General features: G+C 72.1%; 13 protein-coding genes, 1 tRNA gene and 1 pseudogene. 5 read left to right on the top strand and 10 right to left on the bottom strand.

Annotated features, from left to right (window positions below; genetic code table 11):
* Positions 1 to 5 precede the first annotated feature (5 nt).
* From NYZ95_RS20605 to NYZ95_RS13345, 3 genes and pseudogenes are all read right to left on the bottom strand, one after another.
* Positions 6 to 569 carry a hypothetical protein gene (locus tag NYZ95_RS20605; protein WP_504923906.1) on the bottom strand — a complete coding sequence of 188 codons (564 nt, stop codon included), beginning with the start codon at positions 567 to 569 and terminating at the stop codon, positions 6 to 8.
* Positions 570 to 606: 37 nt separating this feature from the next.
* Positions 607 to 1,642, bottom strand: a pseudogene (gene selD, locus NYZ95_RS13350) (selenide, water dikinase SelD); the annotation flags it as partial.
* Positions 1,643 to 1,693: 51 nt separating this feature from the next.
* Positions 1,694 to 1,788, bottom strand: a tRNA-Sec gene (locus tag NYZ95_RS13345).
* An 89-nt stretch (positions 1,789 to 1,877) separates the two neighbouring features.
* Here NYZ95_RS13345 and selA point away from each other — a divergent pair.
* From selA to NYZ95_RS13330, 3 genes are all read left to right on the top strand, one after another.
* Complete coding sequence (gene selA, locus NYZ95_RS13340; RefSeq protein ID WP_262851803.1) at positions 1,878 to 3,194, top strand: L-seryl-tRNA(Sec) selenium transferase; 1,317 nt, start codon at positions 1,878 to 1,880, stop codon at positions 3,192 to 3,194.
* Positions 3,195 to 3,221: 27 nt separating this feature from the next.
* Complete coding sequence (gene selB / locus NYZ95_RS13335; RefSeq protein WP_262851802.1) at positions 3,222 to 5,009, top strand: selenocysteine-specific translation elongation factor; 1,788 nt, start codon at positions 3,222 to 3,224, stop codon at positions 5,007 to 5,009.
* 185 nt (positions 5,010 to 5,194) lie between these two features.
* Positions 5,195 to 6,394: an oxygenase MpaB family protein gene (locus NYZ95_RS13330; protein WP_262851801.1), complete on the top strand. Its 1,200-nt coding sequence runs from the start codon at positions 5,195 to 5,197 to the stop codon at positions 6,392 to 6,394.
* Here the strand turns inward: NYZ95_RS13330 and NYZ95_RS13325 are convergent, their stop codons facing one another.
* The 4 genes from NYZ95_RS13325 to NYZ95_RS13310 all read right to left on the bottom strand — a co-directional run bounded on the left by NYZ95_RS13325 (position 6,395) and on the right by NYZ95_RS13310 (position 11,409).
* The gene (locus NYZ95_RS13325; RefSeq protein WP_262851800.1) at positions 6,395 to 7,663 is read right to left on the bottom strand and encodes a TetR/AcrR family transcriptional regulator; all 1,269 of its coding nucleotides are present in this window, start codon (positions 7,661 to 7,663) and stop codon (positions 6,395 to 6,397) included.
* 61 nt (positions 7,664 to 7,724) lie between these two features.
* Positions 7,725 to 8,120: a hypothetical protein gene (locus tag NYZ95_RS13320; RefSeq protein WP_262851799.1), complete on the bottom strand. Its 396-nt coding sequence runs from the start codon at positions 8,118 to 8,120 to the stop codon at positions 7,725 to 7,727.
* A 20-nt stretch (positions 8,121 to 8,140) separates the two neighbouring features.
* Positions 8,141 to 8,551 carry a nuclear transport factor 2 family protein gene (locus NYZ95_RS13315; protein ID WP_262851798.1) on the bottom strand — a complete coding sequence of 137 codons (411 nt, stop codon included), beginning with the start codon at positions 8,549 to 8,551 and terminating at the stop codon, positions 8,141 to 8,143.
* A 311-nt stretch (positions 8,552 to 8,862) separates the two neighbouring features.
* Positions 8,863 to 11,409 (bottom strand): hypothetical protein, encoded by a 2,547-nt coding sequence (locus NYZ95_RS13310; protein WP_262851797.1) that lies wholly within the window; start codon positions 11,407 to 11,409, stop codon positions 8,863 to 8,865.
* 86 nt (positions 11,410 to 11,495) lie between these two features.
* Between NYZ95_RS13310 and ligD the strand changes: the two genes are divergently transcribed.
* On the top strand, positions 11,496 to 12,398 hold the full coding sequence (ligD, locus tag NYZ95_RS13305; protein ID WP_262851796.1) for a non-homologous end-joining DNA ligase: 903 nt from the start codon (positions 11,496 to 11,498) through the stop codon (positions 12,396 to 12,398).
* Here ligD and NYZ95_RS13300 read toward each other — a convergent pair.
* Positions 12,370 to 13,329 carry a MerR family transcriptional regulator gene (locus NYZ95_RS13300; protein ID WP_262851795.1) on the bottom strand — a complete coding sequence of 320 codons (960 nt, stop codon included), beginning with the start codon at positions 13,327 to 13,329 and terminating at the stop codon, positions 12,370 to 12,372. The genes ligD and NYZ95_RS13300 overlap by 29 nt on opposite strands.
* A 209-nt stretch (positions 13,330 to 13,538) precedes the next feature.
* On the opposite strand from NYZ95_RS13300, the gene NYZ95_RS13295 reads away from it, so the two are divergent.
* Positions 13,539 to 13,826 carry a WhiB family transcriptional regulator gene (locus NYZ95_RS13295; RefSeq protein ID WP_167008119.1) on the top strand — a complete coding sequence of 96 codons (288 nt, stop codon included), beginning with the start codon at positions 13,539 to 13,541 and terminating at the stop codon, positions 13,824 to 13,826.
* Between the two features lie 71 nt (positions 13,827 to 13,897).
* On the opposite strand, the gene NYZ95_RS13290 is transcribed toward NYZ95_RS13295, so the two are convergent.
* Together NYZ95_RS13290 and NYZ95_RS13285 are read right to left on the bottom strand one after the other, a co-directional pair.
* Positions 13,898 to 16,840: a bifunctional [glutamine synthetase] adenylyltransferase/[glutamine synthetase]-adenylyl-L-tyrosine phosphorylase gene (locus NYZ95_RS13290; protein ID WP_262851794.1), complete on the bottom strand. Its 2,943-nt coding sequence runs from the start codon at positions 16,838 to 16,840 to the stop codon at positions 13,898 to 13,900.
* A 2-nt stretch (positions 16,841 to 16,842) separates the two neighbouring features.
* Positions 16,843 to 18,180 carry a glutamine synthetase family protein gene (locus tag NYZ95_RS13285; RefSeq protein ID WP_262851793.1) on the bottom strand — a complete coding sequence of 446 codons (1,338 nt, stop codon included), beginning with the start codon at positions 18,178 to 18,180 and terminating at the stop codon, positions 16,843 to 16,845.
* Positions 18,181 to 18,199 lie beyond the last annotated feature (19 nt).

The raw sequence follows: 18,199 nt of genomic DNA, 5'->3' as shown, positions 1-18,199 counted from the left end.
GAGTGTCAAATGCGCGCCTGGTTCTCGATCTGGATGGCGCCCATCGCGGTGAACAGCTTCTTGATGAGGTAGTTCTCCTCGTTGTCGAGGGTCGCTCCTCCGAGGCTGGCGATGCCGAGGGTGCGGCGTACCCGGCTCCCGCGGTCGTCGATGTCCTGCCAGGTGTCGTTGCGCGCCTTGACGACGCGGTCGGCGATCATCTCCATCGCGGTGCCGAGCTCGAGGTCGGTCCACTCGGTCGCGTACGGCGCGCGGTACTTGACGGTCGTCTGGCGCAGCGGGCTGGTCACGAGGTTCTTGCTGGCCGAGCCCTTGGGGCACAGGCGGCCGCGGTTCACCGGGCTGTCCGGGTCACCCTCGATCTGGATGACCTGCTCGTCCTTGACGTAGACGTTCTGCGCGCACCCGACGGCGCAGTACGGGCAGACGCTCTTGGCCACCCGGTCGGCGGCCTCGGTGCGTGCCGCGAGCTCGTCGGTCTGGCGCGACCGGACGGCGGTCCCGCGGCCGAGCTTGTCGGGACTCCTGAGCTGTCGCAGCACCGGCCACGAGAGGAACGTCCGCGCCACCCGCCTCACCTCCTGATGTGAGGCACGTTACCCCCGAGGGCGGGGGCTCACACCTAGGCGAGCCGATCGGCGCGGCCTCACCGCACCACCACGACGGCGCCCTGACGCGCCACGACCTCGCCGACCACGGGGTAGCCGGGAACCTCCCCCGCCACCAGGAGCCCGCCGGAGGTCTGGGCGTCGGCGAGCAGGACCAGCTCGTCGTCGTCGACGCCGGGGTCGAGGTGCGGGCGAACCCACTCAAGGTTGCGCCGGCTCCCGCCCGGCACGAACCCGTCCCGGAGCGCCTCGCGCGCGCCCTCGACGTACGGGACCGCGGCCGCGTCGACGACCGCGCTCACCCCGCTCGCCCGCGCCATCTTGTAGAGGTGGCCGAGGAGGCCGAACCCGGTCACGTCGGTCGCCGCCCGGCAGCCGTTCGCGAGCGCCGCGCGCGAGGCCTCGCGGTTGAGGGACGTCATCGTCTCGACGGCCTCGGCGAACCGCTCGCCGGTGGCCTTGTGCCGGTTGTTGAGCACCCCGAGCCCCAGGGGCTTGGTCAAGGTCAACGGGGTCCCCGGCGTCGCCGCGTCGTTGCGGAGCAGCCGGTCGGGATGGGCCATGCCGGTCACGGCGAGGCCGTACTTGGGCTCCTGGTCGTCGATGCTGTGGCCGCCGGCGAGGTGGGTCGAAGCCTGCGCGCACACGTCGGCACCCCCACGGAGCACCTCGCTCGCGACCTCGAACGGGATCCGGTCGCGCGGCCAGGCGAGCAGGTTCAGCGCGACGATCGGTTCCCCACCCATCGCGTAGACGTCGGAGAGAGCGTTGGCCGCGGCGATCCTCCCCCAGTCGTACGGGTCGTCGACGACCGGCGTGAAGAAGTCCGTGGTGGCGATGATCGCGCGCTCGCCGTCGATGCGGACAGCGGCGGCGTCGTCTCCGTGATCGAGCCCCACCAGGAGGTCACCCGACTGCTCACCGAGACGCAGGCCTCCGAGCACCCGCTCGAGCTCGCCCGGCGGCACCTTGCACGCGCACCCTCCCCCAGAGGCGAACTGGGTGAGGCGCAGGTCCGGTCCGATGGCGGTCATGGCGCCAATCTAGGCGGCGGAGTGGCGCGACGGCATCCGCTGGACGAGCGGTGGCGGAGGCGGACGGGAATCGAACCCGCCGGACCCAGCGACTGGGTCCCTACGGTTTTGAGGACCGCGCCCGTCACCAGACGAGAAACGCCTCCCCGCTCACCGCGACCACAGTATCGGCCTCCGGCGCAGAGTTGGGACACAATGCGCAGCAGGGTGAACCGTCGACATGCCGGGAGGGCGGATGGAGAGCGACCCGCGGCGCCGCACGCCACGGACCGACGCCGTCCTCGCCGACGAGCGGATCCGCAAGGCTGCCGACCGGCTGGGCGAGCGCCTGGTCAAGCAGGTCGTGCGCGCGGAGCTCACGCGGTGCCGCGCGGGCGAGCTCGCTCCCGAGGAGGTGCCCGACGCGGTCCTGGCCGCGCTCCCTCACGCCGCCACCCAGCTGCGCCGGGTGGTCAACGCCACGGGCGTCGTCGTCCACACCAACCTCGGCCGGGCGCCGCTCTCGGCCGCGGCCGTGGAGGCGCTCGGCGTCGCCGCCGGCGCCACCGACGTCGAGCTCGACCTCACCACGGGACGCCGAGGGCGGCGGGGCAGGTCCGCCCTCGCAGCGCTGCACGCGGCCGTGCCGGAGGCCGAGACGGTGCACGTGGTCAACAACGGCGCCGCGGCGCTGGCACTCGTCACCTGCGCGCTCGCAGCCGGCGGACGGTCGGTCGTGGTGGCGCGCGGAGAGCTGGTGGAGATCGGGGACGGGTTCCGGATCCCCGAGCTGCTCGAGTCGGTCGGGGCGGTGCTGCGCGAGGTCGGGACGACCAACCGCGTACGGCTCGCCGACTACGAGGCCGCCGTCGCCGCCGACCCGGAGGGGACGGCGTTCGTGCTCAAGGTGCACCCGTCGAACTTCGTCGTCTCGGGCTTCACCTCGTCGGTGTCTCCCGAGGAGCTGGCGACGCTGGGGCGCCCTGTCGTCGTCGACATCGGCTCGGGACTCCTGCAGCCCCACCCGCGCCTGCCCGACGAGCCGACCGCGGCCGGAGCGCTACGGGCGGGGGCCGACCTCGTGACGGCGTCGGGCGACAAGCTGCTGGGCGGACCCCAGTGCGGCCTGCTGCTGGGCCGCTCGGAGCTCGTGGAGCGCCTCCGGCGCCATCCGTTCGCTCGGGCACTGCGGGTCGACAAGCTCACCCTGGCCGCGCTCGAGGCCACTCTCGTCGGTCCTCCCCCGCCGGTCGCGGAGGCGCTGTCCGCCAGCGCTGCGCAGCTGCACGCCCGTGCGCGCCGCCTGGCGGACGAGCTCGCCTATCTCCCGTTGGACCCTCCGGCCGAGGCCGTCTCGACGGTGGCGGCCGTCGGGGGCGGAGGCGCTCCTGGCGTCGACCTTCCCAGTGCCGCGGTGGCGCTTCCGACGGTGCTGGCCGAGCGCCTGCGCACCGACCCGGAGCGGCCCGTCGTCGGCCGGATCGAGCACGGCCGCCTCCTCCTCGACCTCATCGCCGTCCCCGAGGCCGAGGAGGGGCACCTCCTCGCCGCCGTACGCCGCGCCGCGCGCTGAGGGTCCAAGACCTGCCAGAGTGGTCGCGTGCACGTCGTCGCCACCGCCGGCCACGTCGACCACGGGAAGACCACGCTGGTCGACGCGCTCACGGGCATGCGGTCCGACCGGCTCCGTGAGGAGCGCGAACGCGGTCTGTCGATCGAGCTGGGGTACGTCTGGACGGCCCTGCCGGGTGTCGGCGACGTGGCGTTCGTCGACGTCCCCGGCCACGAGCGGTTCGTCACCACGATGCTCGCCGGGGTGGGGCCGGTCCCGGCGGCGCTGCTCGTCGTCGCCGCCGACGACCCGTGGATGCCGCAGGCCGCCGAGCACCTCGCCGCGCTCGACGCCCTCCAGGTCGCGCACGCGGTGGTGGCGGTCACGCGCACCGACCTCGCCGACCCTCATGCAGCGGTCGAGCGCGCGACGGCAGAGATCAGCCGGACCGCGCTGCGCGACGCGCCGGTCGTCCCCGTCAGCGCGGCGACGGGTGACGGCATGGACGCGCTGCGCTCGGCGCTGACGACCATGCTGGCGCAGGTCCCCGCGTCTCCCGCGCACGCGGACGTTCGGCTGTGGGTCGACCGGCGGTTCACGATCCGCGGGGCGGGGACGGTGGTGACGGGCACCCTTCCTGCGGGCACGCTCGCCCCGGGCGACACGCTGCAGGTCCAGGGCGCGGAGGGGACGAGCACCGTGCGCGTACGAGGGGTGCAGGCGCTCGGCCGCTCCGTCGACCACGTACGAGGCACCGCGCGGGTCGCCCTCAACATCGTGGGGGACGACGTCGAGCACGTCGACCGCGGCACCGCGCTGACCACTCCCGACGCCTGGCAGCCGGCTTCCATCGTGGACTGCCGCCTGCGCGGCGAACGCGGCCCGCTCCCCGAGCTCCCTCTCCTGCACGTCGGCGCCACCGCGGTCACCGTCCGCACGAGGCTCCTGGCCGGTCAGGGCAGCGATCTGGTCCGCCTCAGTCTGCGGACACCGCTCCCGCTCCGGGTCGGCGACCGTGCGCTGCTGCGAGACCCGGGGAGCCGGCGGATCTGGGGTCTCGAGGTGCTCGACCCGGCCCCTCCGCCGCTGCGCCGCCGGGGTGCCGCCGCCGCCCGCGCCAAGGCTCTCGCCCCGCTGTCGGGAGTCCCTGACGTCGCCTCCGAGCTGGACCGGCGCGGGCTCGTCGAGGCAGCCCTGCTGCACCGCATCGGTGTCCCCACCGAGGACTGCCCGGTCGGCACGGTGGAGGCCGGCGGGTGGCTGCTGTCGCGACAGCGGGCGGACGCGCTCACCGAGGCGATCGTCGACCTCGTGTCGGCGCACGACGAGGCCCACCCGCTCGACCCGGGGGTGACGACGCCGGCGCTGGCCGAGCGCCTCGACCTCCCGTCGCCGGAGCTCGTACGCGCGCTGGCCGGGACGGCCCCGCTGCACCTGCGCCACGGCCGCGTCGTCCTCGGCAGGTCCGCGCCGGACCTGCCTGCCGACCTGGAACGCGCGCTCCGCGCCGTCGAGAGCGACCTCGCCGACTCGCCGTTCGCCGCACCGACCGCGGCGCGCCTCCGCGAGCTGGGGCTGGACGACCGTCGGACGGCCGCAGCGTCCAAGGCGGGTCGGCTGCTCCGCCTGGCACCTGGGATCGTCCTCCTCCCCGGAGCCGCGGAGCTGGCGGCTCAGCGACTGGCCGAGCTCCCGCAGCCCTTCACCACCAGTCAGGCCCGGCAGCGGCTCGAGACCAGTCGACGGGTGGCGCTCCCGCTGCTCGAGCACCTCGACCGCCTGCGTCTGACCCGGCGGCTGGCGGACGACCGCCGCGAGGTCCTGCCGTCACGCTGACCGAGCGCCCACGATAAGTGAACGTTCATCTGTTGCGACGCGGTGTCACCTCCTTGCCAGCCCACGGCAGTTTGCCCTTGTGAAACATGTCCTTCACATAGGGTTGCGTGATCTGCCTCACATCCCTATGTTAATGAGAAATCACATGCACGGTGGATGGGAAGCAGGTGGATCACGTGGTCGAGATGAACAGACGCGGCGTACTGACGCTAGGTGCCGCGCTCGGACTGGCAAGCGTCGTCAGCCCCACGAAGGCATGGTCGTGGTCACCGTCGGGCTCCATCGCCGGCACCGGCGCCGGCGTCGATCCCCAGTGGATCTGGGACGACAGGATCGACGAGATCATGGCGTCCGTCGTGCAGAACGGACAGGTCCCCGCGGTCAACACGGCGATCGGCTCGTGGGTCGACAACAACGACCCGATCCCTGCGGGTCTGCCGCCCGAGCTCCGCGCGTTCCTGACGGAGTCCACGCGGCTCCCCTCCTGGGCCGACATGACGAAGCTGCGCCGCGCGGCCGACTTCAACCGCCGCAAGGACAGCTACCTCTTCTTCATCTACGGCATCGGCGGCGGCATCATGAGCACCGTCATCCCGCGCGAGGCCCGCTCGGTCTACTGGTCCAAGGGCGGCGCCGACATGCAGGACCGTGCGGCCAAGACCTTCACCTTCGGGTACGACCTCTCCGACCTCAACGCCTTCGAGTCGAGCGGCCAGTTCCTCGTCACGGCCAACAAGACCCGCATGGTGCACGCGGCCGTCCGCCACCTGCTCCCCCAGTCGCCGTACTGGCAGGCCGTCGCTGACGAGGAGATCCCGATCAGCAACGCCGACATCCTCGTGACGTTCCACAGCACGGGGACGTTCGCCCACAAGAAGATGAAGGAGTGGGGCGTCCGGATGTCGGCGGCCGACGAGGAGGCGTTCCTCCACTCCTGGCAGGTGGCGCTCCACCTGCTCGGCGTCCGCGACGAGTACATCCCGGCCTCGTGGGCCGCCGCTCACGCCCAGGCCGCCCAGGTGCTCACGCCGATCCTTGCTCCCACACCCGAGGGCAAGGTTCTCGCCGAGGTGCTGCTGGGCCTGACCGCGCAGGTCGACCTCGGCGTCACCCGCGGGTTCCTCAACGAGTTCGCGCGCTACCAGCTCGGCAACGACGTCGGCGACTGGCTCGGACTCAAGCGGGACTACGTCTCCGCAGGCATCATCAAGACCGGGTGGCCGGCGTACGTCGCCTTCCGCGAGGGCCTCATCCCGATCATGCCCGCCACGTTCTGGATGTTCGACCAGTTCATCAAGGCGCTCGCCATGGCCTTCCTCAACCGGGGAGAGTCCGGCACCACCACGCCCATCACCATCCCCGACATGAACCGCCCCGGGGTCTGATCACCTGTTCGGCGAGGAGGGTCCGGGCATCGCGCCCGGGCCCTCTTCGTGCGTCCCCTCGGTGTCCACCACGCCCAGCGCCCCGGCCATGAGCGTCGCGACGGCGCGACGGTGGTCCGGTGTGTCCTCCCAGCGGAGCCGCCGCCCCGCCTCCATGACGACGCCGAAGCCTGCGTGGACGAGCACCCTGGCCTGCCGGTCGTCGAGGTCCGGGCGGAGCGCCTTCAGCTGCTGCTCCCAGACGGCGATGTGGTCCCGCTGCGCCAGGACGAGCGGACGCTGGAGACTCGCAGGCAGGCCCACGAGCTCAGCTTCGGCGACGCTCGTGAGCGCACGGTGCTCGAAGCTGTACGCCACGTACGTCGACGCGAGGACGACCAGCGCGTCGTGCGGGTCGCGGCACCCGACCAGTGCCTGGTCGACGGCCTGCGACAGCAGCCCCGCCGCCTGCAGGCAGGCCGCGGCGAGGATGTCGACCTTGCCGGGGTAGTGGCGGTAGATGGCCGACGGGCCGATCCCCACCACCTCGGCGATCCGGCCGAGGGTGACGTTCGCGAACCCGTCGCGCTCGAAGAGCGGGATCGCTGCCGCGAGGATCTCCGCGCGCCGCGTACGGGGCACCGGCGGGGCCGGCACGCTGACGGGACTCTCCGAGACGGCGTGCACCGGCTCGGTCGCGACCACGCGCAGCGCGGAGGCGACCAGCAGCTCCTCGGCACGCGGCAGGGAGATCCGCGTCCGGTGCATGGTGATCGAGCCGATGGCGCCCAGCGCCGCCGCTGCGCGTACCGCCGGGTCACCCGCTCCCCCCTCGGCCCGGACCGCCTCGGCGACCCGGTCGACGACGTGGGCGAACTTCGCCCTCAGCAGCACGCGGTCGTCACGGTTGAGATAGCGGGCCTCCCAGCGGTACACGCCACCGGAGGCACGGTGGGCGAGCGTCACGCGGCTCGCGGCCGTGAAGAGGTCCTCGAGGCTCGCCTCCGGCGGGAGCACGTCCAGCGCCTCGACCAGCCCGTCCGCCATGAAGTTCACGCACTCGGCGAACAGTGCGTACTTGTTGGGGAAGTGCCGGTAGAGCGCGGGCGCGGTGATGCCGACGCGCTCGGCGATCTCCTCCATGGAGGCCGCGTGGTAGCCCCGCTGGTTGAAGACCCGGCCCGCGGCGTCGACGATCAGCTGGCGGCGGTTGCGCGGTCGGGTGCCTGCGGTCGGAGGCGCAGCCGGCGCCTGACCCACAGGATGGTGGGTCCCCGGCAGCAGTTCCATGCCGACCAGTCAACCACCCCGCCGAGGGCACCGGCGAGAGAACCGCGGACGAGGGACGTGCTCAGAGGTGGTCGGGCACCGTGAGCGCGTCGGGGTCCGAGCGGGGCGGCACGAACGACAGCGCGACCTGGACGAGCGCGGTACGCGCCTTGAGCACCGCCTTGCGACGGATGCCCCGCTCGTCGCCGAGACGTTCCTCGACCGCCGCGACGATCTGCTCCTCCGTGAAGGTCGGGCGGGTGCCGGCCTCGACCTCGACGTCGGGGAGGCTGACCAGCACGGGGAGAAGCTGGTCGCCGAGGCCGCTCATCAGCTGGTAGCGCTCGTAGCGCGACAACGCCTCCCACGCCTCGTCGACGCTGCGGCGCCCCTTGCGCACATCCTTGCTCTGCGCCGCCATGACGGTCTTGGCCGCCCCGGTGACTGCCGCGGTCAGCTCGTGCTCGGTGAACCTCATGGCCCGATCATGCCGGGCGGTCAGGACGCCCCGAACAACCGCTCCACCGCTGCGGAGTCGGCGTACTCCTCGAAGCGTGCGATCCGCCCCTCGTGGAGGGTCACCACCAGGCACGACGGGATGCGGACCGGCTCTCCGTCCGCGCTGGTCCCGACGGTCACCGCCTGCACGACCCACCCCCCGTCGAAGACCTTGACCCGTACGTCCTCGACGCGCAGGTCGGCCCCGGCCTGCACCTGCCTGGTCCGCGACGGCGTCCGCTCGATCTCGGCCTCGCGCTCACCGACGTTGTGCCAGGTGCTCACTCCCGGGGCGTAGACGTCGTCGTCCGCGCGTCGCCCGGCGAGGAACGCCGGCAACCACCGTCGCGCCAGCTCGGCCGTCCGCTCGACCCCTCCGGGCGTCGGGGTCTCGATCAGGGGCTCGGTCACATCTCCTCCAAGGGCCAGCGGCGGGTCGTCCGAATCTCTCGCACCGCGAGGCCCGGGCGCCGACGCACCGCGCAATCGAAACACGCCCGTAACACGGGGATGCCACCGTGTTACGGATCGCCGCGTCGGCGGTCCCCCGAGACGCTGAGGGGCGGTCGACCCCGCTTGCTCCTCAGCCACGAGCGGCCCCGGAATCCCCCGATCCGGGGCCGTTCTCCGTTTGTCCCACCCCCCTGCAACGTGACGGCGACCACCCGCTAGGCTTCCGGCAGCCAGAACGACGAAACGTCGCTGGGGAGGGCTCGCCTCCCTCAGCCTTGAACGGCCTCGGATTTCCCCCGATCCGGGGTCGTTCGCCGTTTCGGCGGCTCTGACCGCACCGCGCGCAGGGCCTCGATCCAGTCCGGGTTCCTCGCGTACCACGAGTGCCCGAGGATCTCCGCGACCGCGCCGTCCTGCATCCCCGGGTCGTAGGCGACCGGGTCGGCGAGCCGCCAGTCGGCACCGCAGCGCCGAGTCTGGTGGGACCCCTCGTACGTGTCGGGCTTGGCCTGGTCGTACGGAGCCGGGAAGTGCCACGAGCTCGCCGGCGGCTGCCCCGCGTGCGCGCTCGTGTCGATCTCGCGCCACCACGACAGCACCGGGCCCGCCAGCTGGTCGGTGACGCGGTAGAGGTTGATCCACGCCCCGCCCATCTGGTCGTACAGCCAGGCGATCGACGCGAAGCTCACGTACTCAGGGAACGCGCGGGGGAAGATCACGCGCAGCTGCGAGCCGAACGTCAGCAGCGCCACGCGGTCGCGCTCGGCCTGCGGCAGCGTCATCAGAGTCGCGAAGCTCACGAGGCTGCCCTGGCTGTGCCCGCAGAGCACGACGGTCCGTCTGTCGTCGCGCACCGGATGTCGCGCGAGGTGCCAGCGCACCCGCTCGCGCAGGTCCTTGATGCTGCGCTGGGAGTACGGGCGCGGCGCGAACGGGTGGACCGCGTGGGGCCAGAACCCCAGGACGTCCCACGCGACGTTCAGACCGCGGCGCTTGCCCTCCTGCGCCACCGCCTTGCGGCTCGCCGCGAGCAGAGCACCCGCGGCGGCCAGCAGCACCCACGCCCCGAACAGCGCGACCACGTTGGAGCGGGCGAGGCCGCCTTCGGCGATGACGTACTTCGGCTGGCTCGCCAGGTCGAGGAGCCCCCACGCCTCGCGGCACTGGCCGATCTCGCTGGCGTTGCGGCACGGCCACAGCTCCCACGCCAGCACGGCGGCGAGCACCATGCCGAAGGCGACGAACGCCGCGCAGCAGATGCCGATCGCGTTCTTGAGACGCGAGAGGTGCACCGCCTTGCGCACGCGCTTCTGCCAGCGGTCGGTCAGCAGGGGGTCGTCCGAGCCGCGGTACATCGCCCCGACCCGGTCGCGGACGGCGTGCCGGACCTTCGGCCGCATGCGCCACACAAGCAGAGCGAGCGCGATGAGCGCGAACACCGCGACGTTGAGCCCCCAGGCGTACGCCACCCGGTCGAGCATCGGGGTGGTGCCGACGTTGAGGTCGCCGGCCATCGGGTTGTCCGACGGCGACTGCGACAGGTCGAGCAGCGACGACAGCCCTGTCGCCACCGCTGCGGAGAACCCGACGCCGACGAACGTCCCGATCGCGGCGACGACCGAGGCGGCCATGCCCCCGGCGTACGGCATGAACGCGCGGGCAGCAGTCCCCTTGGCCGGACGGTCGCGCCACAGCGTGGCGACCAGCAGCGCGTTGGCGAGGAGCAGCGCGACGAGGACCACGACACCGATGACGAGGAGCCAGTTGGCGATGTAGTCGAACGACGCAGGACGGTCGAACACCTTGGTCCACTCCGTCTCGCTGATGCCGTTGGTGGTGGCGACGACCCAGACGAGGAGCGCACCGCTCGCGAGGACGAGCAGCGGCGACACGACCCCCATCAGCCAGTGCCAGAGGCGCCGCGCGTGGACCAGGGCGGACGGGAGTCGCGCGCTGCGCGGGCTCTCGGGCTCCCCGAGCAGGGCCGCGAGCGCGACCACCACCACCCATGACCCGATCGCCAGCCGCAGCGCGAGGTCGTCGTGGCGCCACGCGGTCGGGTGCGGGGCCCACACGCCCATCGCGCAGACGACCAGCCAGCCGGCCACGAGGTGCAGGTCGCGCAGGACCGGCGCGTCGGAGTCGCCTGCGTAGAACGCGTCGTCGCCCAGGGGCGTCGGCGCGTCGGCCCCCGGCGACGGACCGGACAGCCCGACGTGCGAGGTGCGCGAGCCGGGCGAACGCACCAGCTCCCACCATCGCGCGACGCGGCCGCCCTCGTACCCGCGGCCGAGGATCGGCAGCATGAACACCACCACGCCGCTGAGCGCGGTGGCCGCACCGACGACGAAGTTCGGGTCGAGGCTGCCGAGGAACCGCACGTCCGGCGCCCAGCGCCACGCGAGCAGGTCGATGAGGATGAGCCCGGTCGTGAAGGCGAACAAGGAGGTCAGCAGGATCGCGAGGAGCCGGAGCAGGCAGCGGCAGAGCCACTGCACGAACGCGGCGAGCCGGTTGTTGCCCACCGGCAGGAGCATGAACTGCGCCGCGTTGACCATCCCGAACGGCAGCAGGACCAGCCACAGCGCCTTGACCCTGCTCCCCGACGTGAGCCGACCCCAGTGGTACGCCTCGAGGATCTGGCCGTCGTCACCGGGAAGCTCTGCTCCCGCGGCGTCGGTGGAACGGAAGTAGCGAGACTCGTCGTCGCCTCCGACCTGGACGACGTGAGGACGATCGAGCATCGAGCCCGGCGGCGTACCGCTGACCCCGTGCACCCGCAGCTCGACCCAACGGTCGGGATCGGTGTCGCCCACGTGGACCACCCCCTTTGGCGCAATGTAGCCCCGCCCCGGGGTCCCTCGAGCCGTGCTTGTCCACCTCGGCCGTGCCATCGTGGGGCATGACCTCGAGCGCCCTGGACGTCGACGGACGGTCGTTGAAGGTGAGCAACCTCGACAAGGTGCTCTATCCCGACGACAAGACGACCAAGTACGACGTCATCCGGTACGTCCTGTCCGTCGCGGAGCCGCTCCTCGAGCAGCTCGCCGACCGGCCGTGCACGCGCAAGCGGTGGCCGAACGGCGTCGAGGCGGACGCGTTCTTCGAGAAGAACGTCCCCCGGGGCACGCCCGACTGGGTCCGTACGGTCGAGATCGCGACGCCGGGCAGCTCCACGGGGCGCGAGACGCTCGTGTTCCCCGTGGTCGAGCACCGCTCCGACCTCGTGTGGCTGGCGAACCTCGCGGCGCTCGAGCTCCACACGCCCCAGTGGACGGTCGGGCCCCGTGGCGGCATCCGCGACGCCGACCGGCTCGTGATCGACCTGGACCCCGGAGCGCCTGCCGGCCTGGAGGAGGCCGTCCGGGTCGGGCACCTCGTACGGGACCGGCTCGAGGCGGACGGATGGGCCACGGTCCCCGTCACCAGCGGCAGCAAGGGACTGCACCTGTACGCGTCCCACGGCCGCGAGTCCTCGCCCGACGCGCTGCGCGACTACGCACGCGCGATCGCCGACGAGCTGTCCGGTGAGCACCCGGACCGCGTCCTGTCGGCGATGAAGCGCTCCGACCGCAAGGGCAAGGTGTTCTTGGACTGGAGCCAGAACGTCCGCGCGAAGACCACGGTGACGCCGTACTCGCTGCGTGGCCGCTCTCGCCCGTGGGTCGCTGCCCCGCGCACGTGGGAGGAGCTCGACGACCCCACCAAGGTCCGGCAGGTGCTGTGCACCGAGATGACCGACCGGCTCGAACGCTACGGCGACCCGATGCAGGCGCTCAGAGTGCCGCCGTCGTCCCCTGCATGAGCCCGAAGAGCCGGTCCGCGGTGGACAGGAGCTCAGGTGCCGGCATGAGCTCGACGTCACCGGTGAACCCGCTCGTCTCCCTCAGGACTGCCGCCCACCCCGTGCCGCCGAGCAGCACCGGCGCGGACCGACCGACCTCCACGACGGCGTCGACCACCTCGCGGGCGCTGTCGACGTCCGCGCTGGCCCAGAGGTAGACGGCCGACGGCGAGACACGGCGCAGCAGGCCGGCGACCGCCTCCTTCGTGACCTCGAACCCGAGCGAGAAGACCGCGACGCCCTTGCCGGCGAGCGCGGCCTCGAGGGCGAGGACGGCCAGCGACTCGGCCTCGGCGTCGACCGACGCGAGTACGAGCGGGCGGGCACCGACGTAGCGAGGCGCGTACGTCCGCGCAACCGAGCGCAGCTCGACCTCGAGGCGTTCGAGGACGATGCGCTGCGACTCCACCCCGAGGACACCGGACTCGACACCCTCGGCCACCTCGCGCAGCGCGGGCGCGAGGACGTTCACCCAGGCGCCGAGGACACCCCAGTCGCGCACGGCGTCGGACAGCACGGAGGTCAGGCCGACGACGTCGAGGGACGACCCGGCGCCCACGATGCGGGTCACCGACTCGTCCGGGGTGGCGATGACGTGGCCGGGCGCGTTGTAGAGCGGGTCGTCAGAGGCGAGGGCCGCGACGAGTCCGCCGCCGTCGAGCGAGAGCGCGACGCGGGCGGCCGACTGCGCGGAGACCCCGCTGGACACGATGCGGTTCATCAGCTGGACCCGGCGGATGTCGGTCTCGGTGTAGCGACGGTGCCCTCCCCCGGTGCGCTGGCTCGGGCCGATGCCGTACCGGCGCTCCCAGGTCCGCAGCGTCGGGGTCGCGACCCCGACGCGCTCGGCAACCGCACCGACGCCCCAGAGGAGCTCAGTCTCGTCGCCCATTCTCGTCTCCAGCGCCGCCTCGCAAGGCTCGTTCGGTTCTTCTGGGTTCGAGACGCGCAGGACCGCCCGCGCGTCTGTGGAAGGAGTATCTCGTCATCGAGTGTCCCGTGTGCACGTGGCTCGCGCCACATGGGATCTTGTGCGTTGAATCAGATTTGGATAAGTTCTGAACCAGTTGCATGCCGCGTTGATTCATAGGGGGTACCAACATGGCAAGCATTGCCCGCCTTCCAATGCCTCTGATGGAGGCGTACGAATGGCAGTACGAGGGAGCCTGTCGTGAGGCAGACCCTGAGACGTTCTTCTCACCGGAGTCAGAGCGCGGCCCTCGGCGGCACGCTCGGGAGCACCTGGCCAAGACGTACTGCGCGCGCTGCGTAGTCCGTGACCAGTGCTTGCAGCACGCGCTCAAGGTGAAGGAGCCTTACGGCGTCTGGGGTGGTCTGACGACAGGGGAAAGGGCCGCCCTTCTCACGGGCGAGCGCACCGCAGGGTAGAGGCAACACGAGATGGCCGGCCGGTCCCCGCAACCGGCCGGCCATGACCTGCTCAGGGGCGCTGCGCGCTCCTAGCCCCAGAACAACCGCTCGACGACCTGACGTGCGCGCCGCGTCGCCCGCAGGTAGTCGTCGACCATCTGCTCACCACCGTCGATCCCGTACCCGAGCAGCCACGCCACGCCAGCCCTGTCGTTGGCGTTGTCGGGCAGCGACACTGCAGGACGGTTGCGCAGCAGCACGTACGCGTTGCGGACCCGGCTCGCGAGCCGCCACGCGGACTCGAGCACCGCGGCGTCGTCCGCCGCGAGGAGGCCGGCGTCCACGCCTGCGTGCAGGGCGGGGAGCGTCTCGGTGGTCCGCAATCCGTCGACCGCGTGGGCGTACTGCATCTGCATCAGCTGGACCGTCCACTCGACGTCGGCGATGCCGCCCCGCCCGAGCTTCAGGTGCGTCGCCGGGTCGGCTCCCCGCGGCAGCCGCTCGGAGTCCACGCGCGCCTTGATCCGGCGGATCTCGCGCACATCCTCCTCGGAGACACCTTCGGCGGGCCACCGCAGCGGGTCGATGAGGTCACGGAACGCGGCGTTGAGGTCGGGGTCTCCGACGATCGGCGCCGCGCGCAGCAACGCCTGCGCCTCCCACACCATCGACCACCGCTCGTAGTAGGCACGGTACGAGGCGAGAGACCGCACGAGGGGTCCCGAGCGACCTTCGGGACGCAGGTCGGCGTCCACCTCCAGCGCCGGGTCGGGTCCGGCGCCGGCGAGGACGCGACGCAGCTCGGTGGCCACAGCGGTCGCGAACTGCGACGCGGCCGAGTCCTCTGCTCCGGGCACGGGGTCGTGCACGAACATGACGTCGGCATCCGACCGGTACCCGGCTTCCCGCCCTCCGAGCCGCCCCATGAGCACGACCGACATCCGCGTGGGGACCTCTCCCCCGCGCTGCGACGCCACGGTCCGTGTCGCGACCTCGAGCGCCGCCTCCAAGGTGGCGATGCTGACGTCGCTCAGCGCGTGGCCGACGTCGACCACGTCGAGCCTGCCGAGGACGTCGGCGGTGGCGACACGCGACAGCTCGCGCCGGCGGACCCGCCGCACCGTACGGATCGCTTCGGTCGGGTCCTCGCGGCGCCGGGCGGCCGAGCGGGTCTCGGTCGCGATCCGCTCGAGGCTGCGTGGCACGAGCTCGGCGTCGTCGCCGAGGATCGCGACCGCCTCCGGTGCCCGAAGGATCAGGTCCGTGACGTACGCGCTGCCGGCGAGCAGCTTGGCCAGCTGCTCGGCCCCCTCGCCCTCGTCGCGCAGCTTGCGCAGGTACCAGTGGGTCGTCCCGAGGCTCTCCGAGACCTTGCGGAACGCCAGCAGCCCCCCGTCGGGGTTGGGCGACTCCGCGAACCACGCGAGCATCGCCGGCATGAGCTGGCGCTGGATCGCCGCCGACCTGCGGACGCCGGTGGTGAGCGCCGCGATGTGGGTGAGCGCGGCGCGCGGGTCGTCGTACCCGAGCGCCTCGAGCCGGGCCTGCGCCGCCTCCGGCGTGAGCCGCAGCGCGTCGGACGGCATCGCCGCGACCGCGTCGAGCAGCGGACGGTAGAACAGCTTCTGGTGGAGGCGCAGCACCTCCCGGCGCTGTGCCTGCCACTCCTTGAGGAGGTTGGTCTCCGGGTCGGACCGGAACGCCATCGTGCGCCCGATCATGCGCAGCGTGTGCGGATCGGTCGGCACGAGGTGGGTACGCCGCAGACCGTCGAGCTGGATGCGGTGCTCGAAGGTCCGCAGGAACGTGTATGCCTCGGTCATCGCCGCGCCGTCCGTACGGCCGACGTACCCACCGTCCACGAGCGCCTGGAGCGCCCCGGTCGTCGAGCGGACCCGCAGGCGCTCGTCCGTACGCCCGTGGACGAGCTGGAGAAGCTGCACCGCGAACTCGACGTCGCGAAGCCCGCCCGGGCCCAGCTTGAGCTCCCGGTCGAGCTGCTGAGCGGGGATGTTGTCGATGACGCGCCGGCGCATGGCCCGGGTGTCCGCGAGGAAGTGCGGCCGGGTAGCCGCCTGCCACACCTGCGGCATCACGGCGTCGAGGTACTCGCGCCCGAGGTCGGCGTCCCCGGCGACCGGTCGCGCCTTGAGGAGCGCCTGGAACTCCCACGTGCTCGCCCACCGCTCGTAGTAGGCGGCGTGGCTGGAGACCAGGCGGACGAGCGGACCGTCCTTGCCCTCCGGACGGAGGTTCGCGTCGACCTCCCAGATGGTGCCCTCACGGGTGTGGTCGCTGCAGATGCGCATCAGCGTCGATGCCAGCCTCGTGGCGATCCGGGTCGCCCGCTGCTCGTCCGCGCCCTCGGCAGGGGCATGGACGAACACGACGTCGACGTCGCTGACGTAGTTCAGCTCACGGCCGCCGCACTTGCCCATCGCGATCACGGCGAGACGCGCCTGCTCGGCTCCCTCGACCTCCTCGCGGGCCAGCCGGAGCGCCGTCGCCAGCGTGGCGCCCGCGAGGTCGGAGAGCTCCGCCGACGTCTGGTCGTAGCTGCTGCGACGGGTGAGGTCGCGTGCGGCGATCTGCACGAGCTGACGGCGGTAGGCGACGCGCAGCGCGTCGGGATCGGCGACGTCGGCGAGCACCGCCTCGAACGCCGCCTGGTCGCGGGGTTCGAGGGGCATGGTCGTCGCGCGCAGGTCCAGCACGACCGCGGGGTGGCGGACGAGGAACTCGCCGAGCGCCTGGCTCGCCCCCAGCACCGCGACCAGCCGCGTGAGCAGCTCGGCATCTGCCTCGAGCTGCGCCTCGAGCGGCTCGTCGGCCTCGTACACGTCCGCGATCGCGCACAGCGTCCGCAGCGCGAGGTCGGGATCGGCTCCCTGGGCCACACGCTCGACGACCGCGGCAGAGGTGAGGCCGCAGGCGTCGAGCAGCCCGGCGGCAGCGTCGGCGTCTGCGAAGCCGAGCCGCGCGAGCCAGCCCGACGTCGTCCGCAGCCGCTGCGGCCTTCGCTCGTCCGCCACGCTCAGACCCGGGTCACCAGCCGGTCGAGCTCGAACTGCGTCACCTGTGAGCGGTACTCGTGCCACTCCGCCCGCTTGTTGCGCAGGAAGAAGTCGTACACGTGCTCGCCCAGCGTCTCGGCGATCAGCTCGCTGCTCTCCATCTCGCGGATGGCTTCGTCGAGGTTGCGCGGGAGCGGCGAGATGCCGAGCGCACGACGCTCGGTCTCCGTCAGGGCCCAGACGTCGTCCTCGGCCTCGGGCGGAAGCTCGTACCCCTCCTCGATGCCCTTCAGGCCGGCGGCGAGGACGGCGGCGAAGGCCAGGTACGGGTTGCACCCGGAGTCGATCGCGCGGTGCTCGATGCGCGCCGACCCGCGCTTCTGCGGCTTGTACATCGGCACGCGCACGAGCGCGGAGCGGTTGTTGTGGCCCCAGCACACGTACGACGGCGCCTCGCCGCCGAAGATCAGCCGCTTGTACGAGTTGACCCACTGGTTCGTGATCGCGGTGATCTCCGGGGTGTGCTGGAGGATGCCGGCGATGAACGAGCGGCCGGTGCGCGACAGCTGGTACTCCGCGCCCGCCTCGTAGAAGGCGTTCTCGTCGCCCTCGAACAGGCTCATGTGGGTGTGCATGCCGGACCCGGGGTGGTCGGTGAACGGCTTCGGCATGAAGCTCGCCCACAGGCCCTGGCTCAGCGCGACCTCACGGACGACCGTACGGAACGTCATGATGTTGTCCGCCGTCGTCAGCGCGTCGGCGTAGCGCAGGTCGATCTCCTGCTGGCCCGGCGCGCCCTCGTGATGGCTGTACTCGACGGAGATGCCCATCGCCTCCAGCATCGTGATGACCTCGCGACGGAAGTCCTGGCCGCCGCCCTGCGCGGTGTGGTCGAAGTAGCCGGAGTCGTCGACCGGCACCGGCACGCCACCGGGCTCGGGCTTGCCCTTGAACAGGAAGAACTCGACCTCGGGGTGGGTGTAGAAGGTGAAGCCCATCTCCGCGGCCTTCGCGAGCGTCCGCTTCAGGACGAAGCGCGGGTCGGCGTACGAGGGGCTGCCGTCGGGGAGCTGGATGTCGCAGAACATGCGTGCGGTCGCGGGGGTCTCGCCGCGCCACGGCAGGATCTGGAACGTCGACGGGTCCGGCTTCGCGAGCATGTCGGCCTCGTGGACGCGGGCGAAGCCCTCGATCGCCGATCCGTCGAACCCGATGCCCTCGTCGAAGGCACCCTCGAGCTCCGCGGGCGCGACCGCCACGGACTTCAGATGCCCGAGGACGTCGGTGAACCACAGCCGTACGAAGCGGACGTCACGCTCCTCGAGCGCACGCAGCACGAAGTCTTCCTGCTTACCCATGGGGCCAGTGTGCCGGGGA

This window comes from Mumia quercus (assembly GCF_025506335.1).
Taxonomy (GTDB): domain Bacteria; phylum Actinomycetota; class Actinomycetes; order Propionibacteriales; family Nocardioidaceae; genus Mumia; species Mumia quercus.
This window is presented reverse-complemented; position numbering and strand designations above follow the sequence as displayed.

What these genes read in the sequence shown, in the direction of transcription:
- selA (WP_262851803.1), top strand. Translation starts at nt 1,878, where the DNA reads ATGGAGAGCGACCCGCGGCGCCGCACGCCACGGACCGACGCCGTCCTC.
- NYZ95_RS13330 (WP_262851801.1), top strand. Translation starts at nt 5,195, where the DNA reads ATGAACAGACGCGGCGTACTGACGCTAGGTGCCGCGCTCGGACTGGCA.
- NYZ95_RS13325 (WP_262851800.1), bottom strand. Translation starts at nt 7,663, where the DNA reads ATGGAACTGCTGCCGGGGACCCACCATCCTGTGGGTCAGGCGCCGGCT.
- NYZ95_RS13320 (WP_262851799.1), bottom strand. Translation starts at nt 8,120, where the DNA reads ATGAGGTTCACCGAGCACGAGCTGACCGCGGCAGTCACCGGGGCGGCC.
- ligD (WP_262851796.1), top strand. Translation starts at nt 11,496, where the DNA reads ATGACCTCGAGCGCCCTGGACGTCGACGGACGGTCGTTGAAGGTGAGC.
- NYZ95_RS13300 (WP_262851795.1), bottom strand. Translation starts at nt 13,329, where the DNA reads ATGGGCGACGAGACTGAGCTCCTCTGGGGCGTCGGTGCGGTTGCCGAG.
- NYZ95_RS13295 (WP_167008119.1), top strand. Translation starts at nt 13,539, where the DNA reads ATGGCAAGCATTGCCCGCCTTCCAATGCCTCTGATGGAGGCGTACGAA.
- NYZ95_RS13285 (WP_262851793.1), bottom strand. Translation starts at nt 18,180, where the DNA reads ATGGGTAAGCAGGAAGACTTCGTGCTGCGTGCGCTCGAGGAGCGTGAC.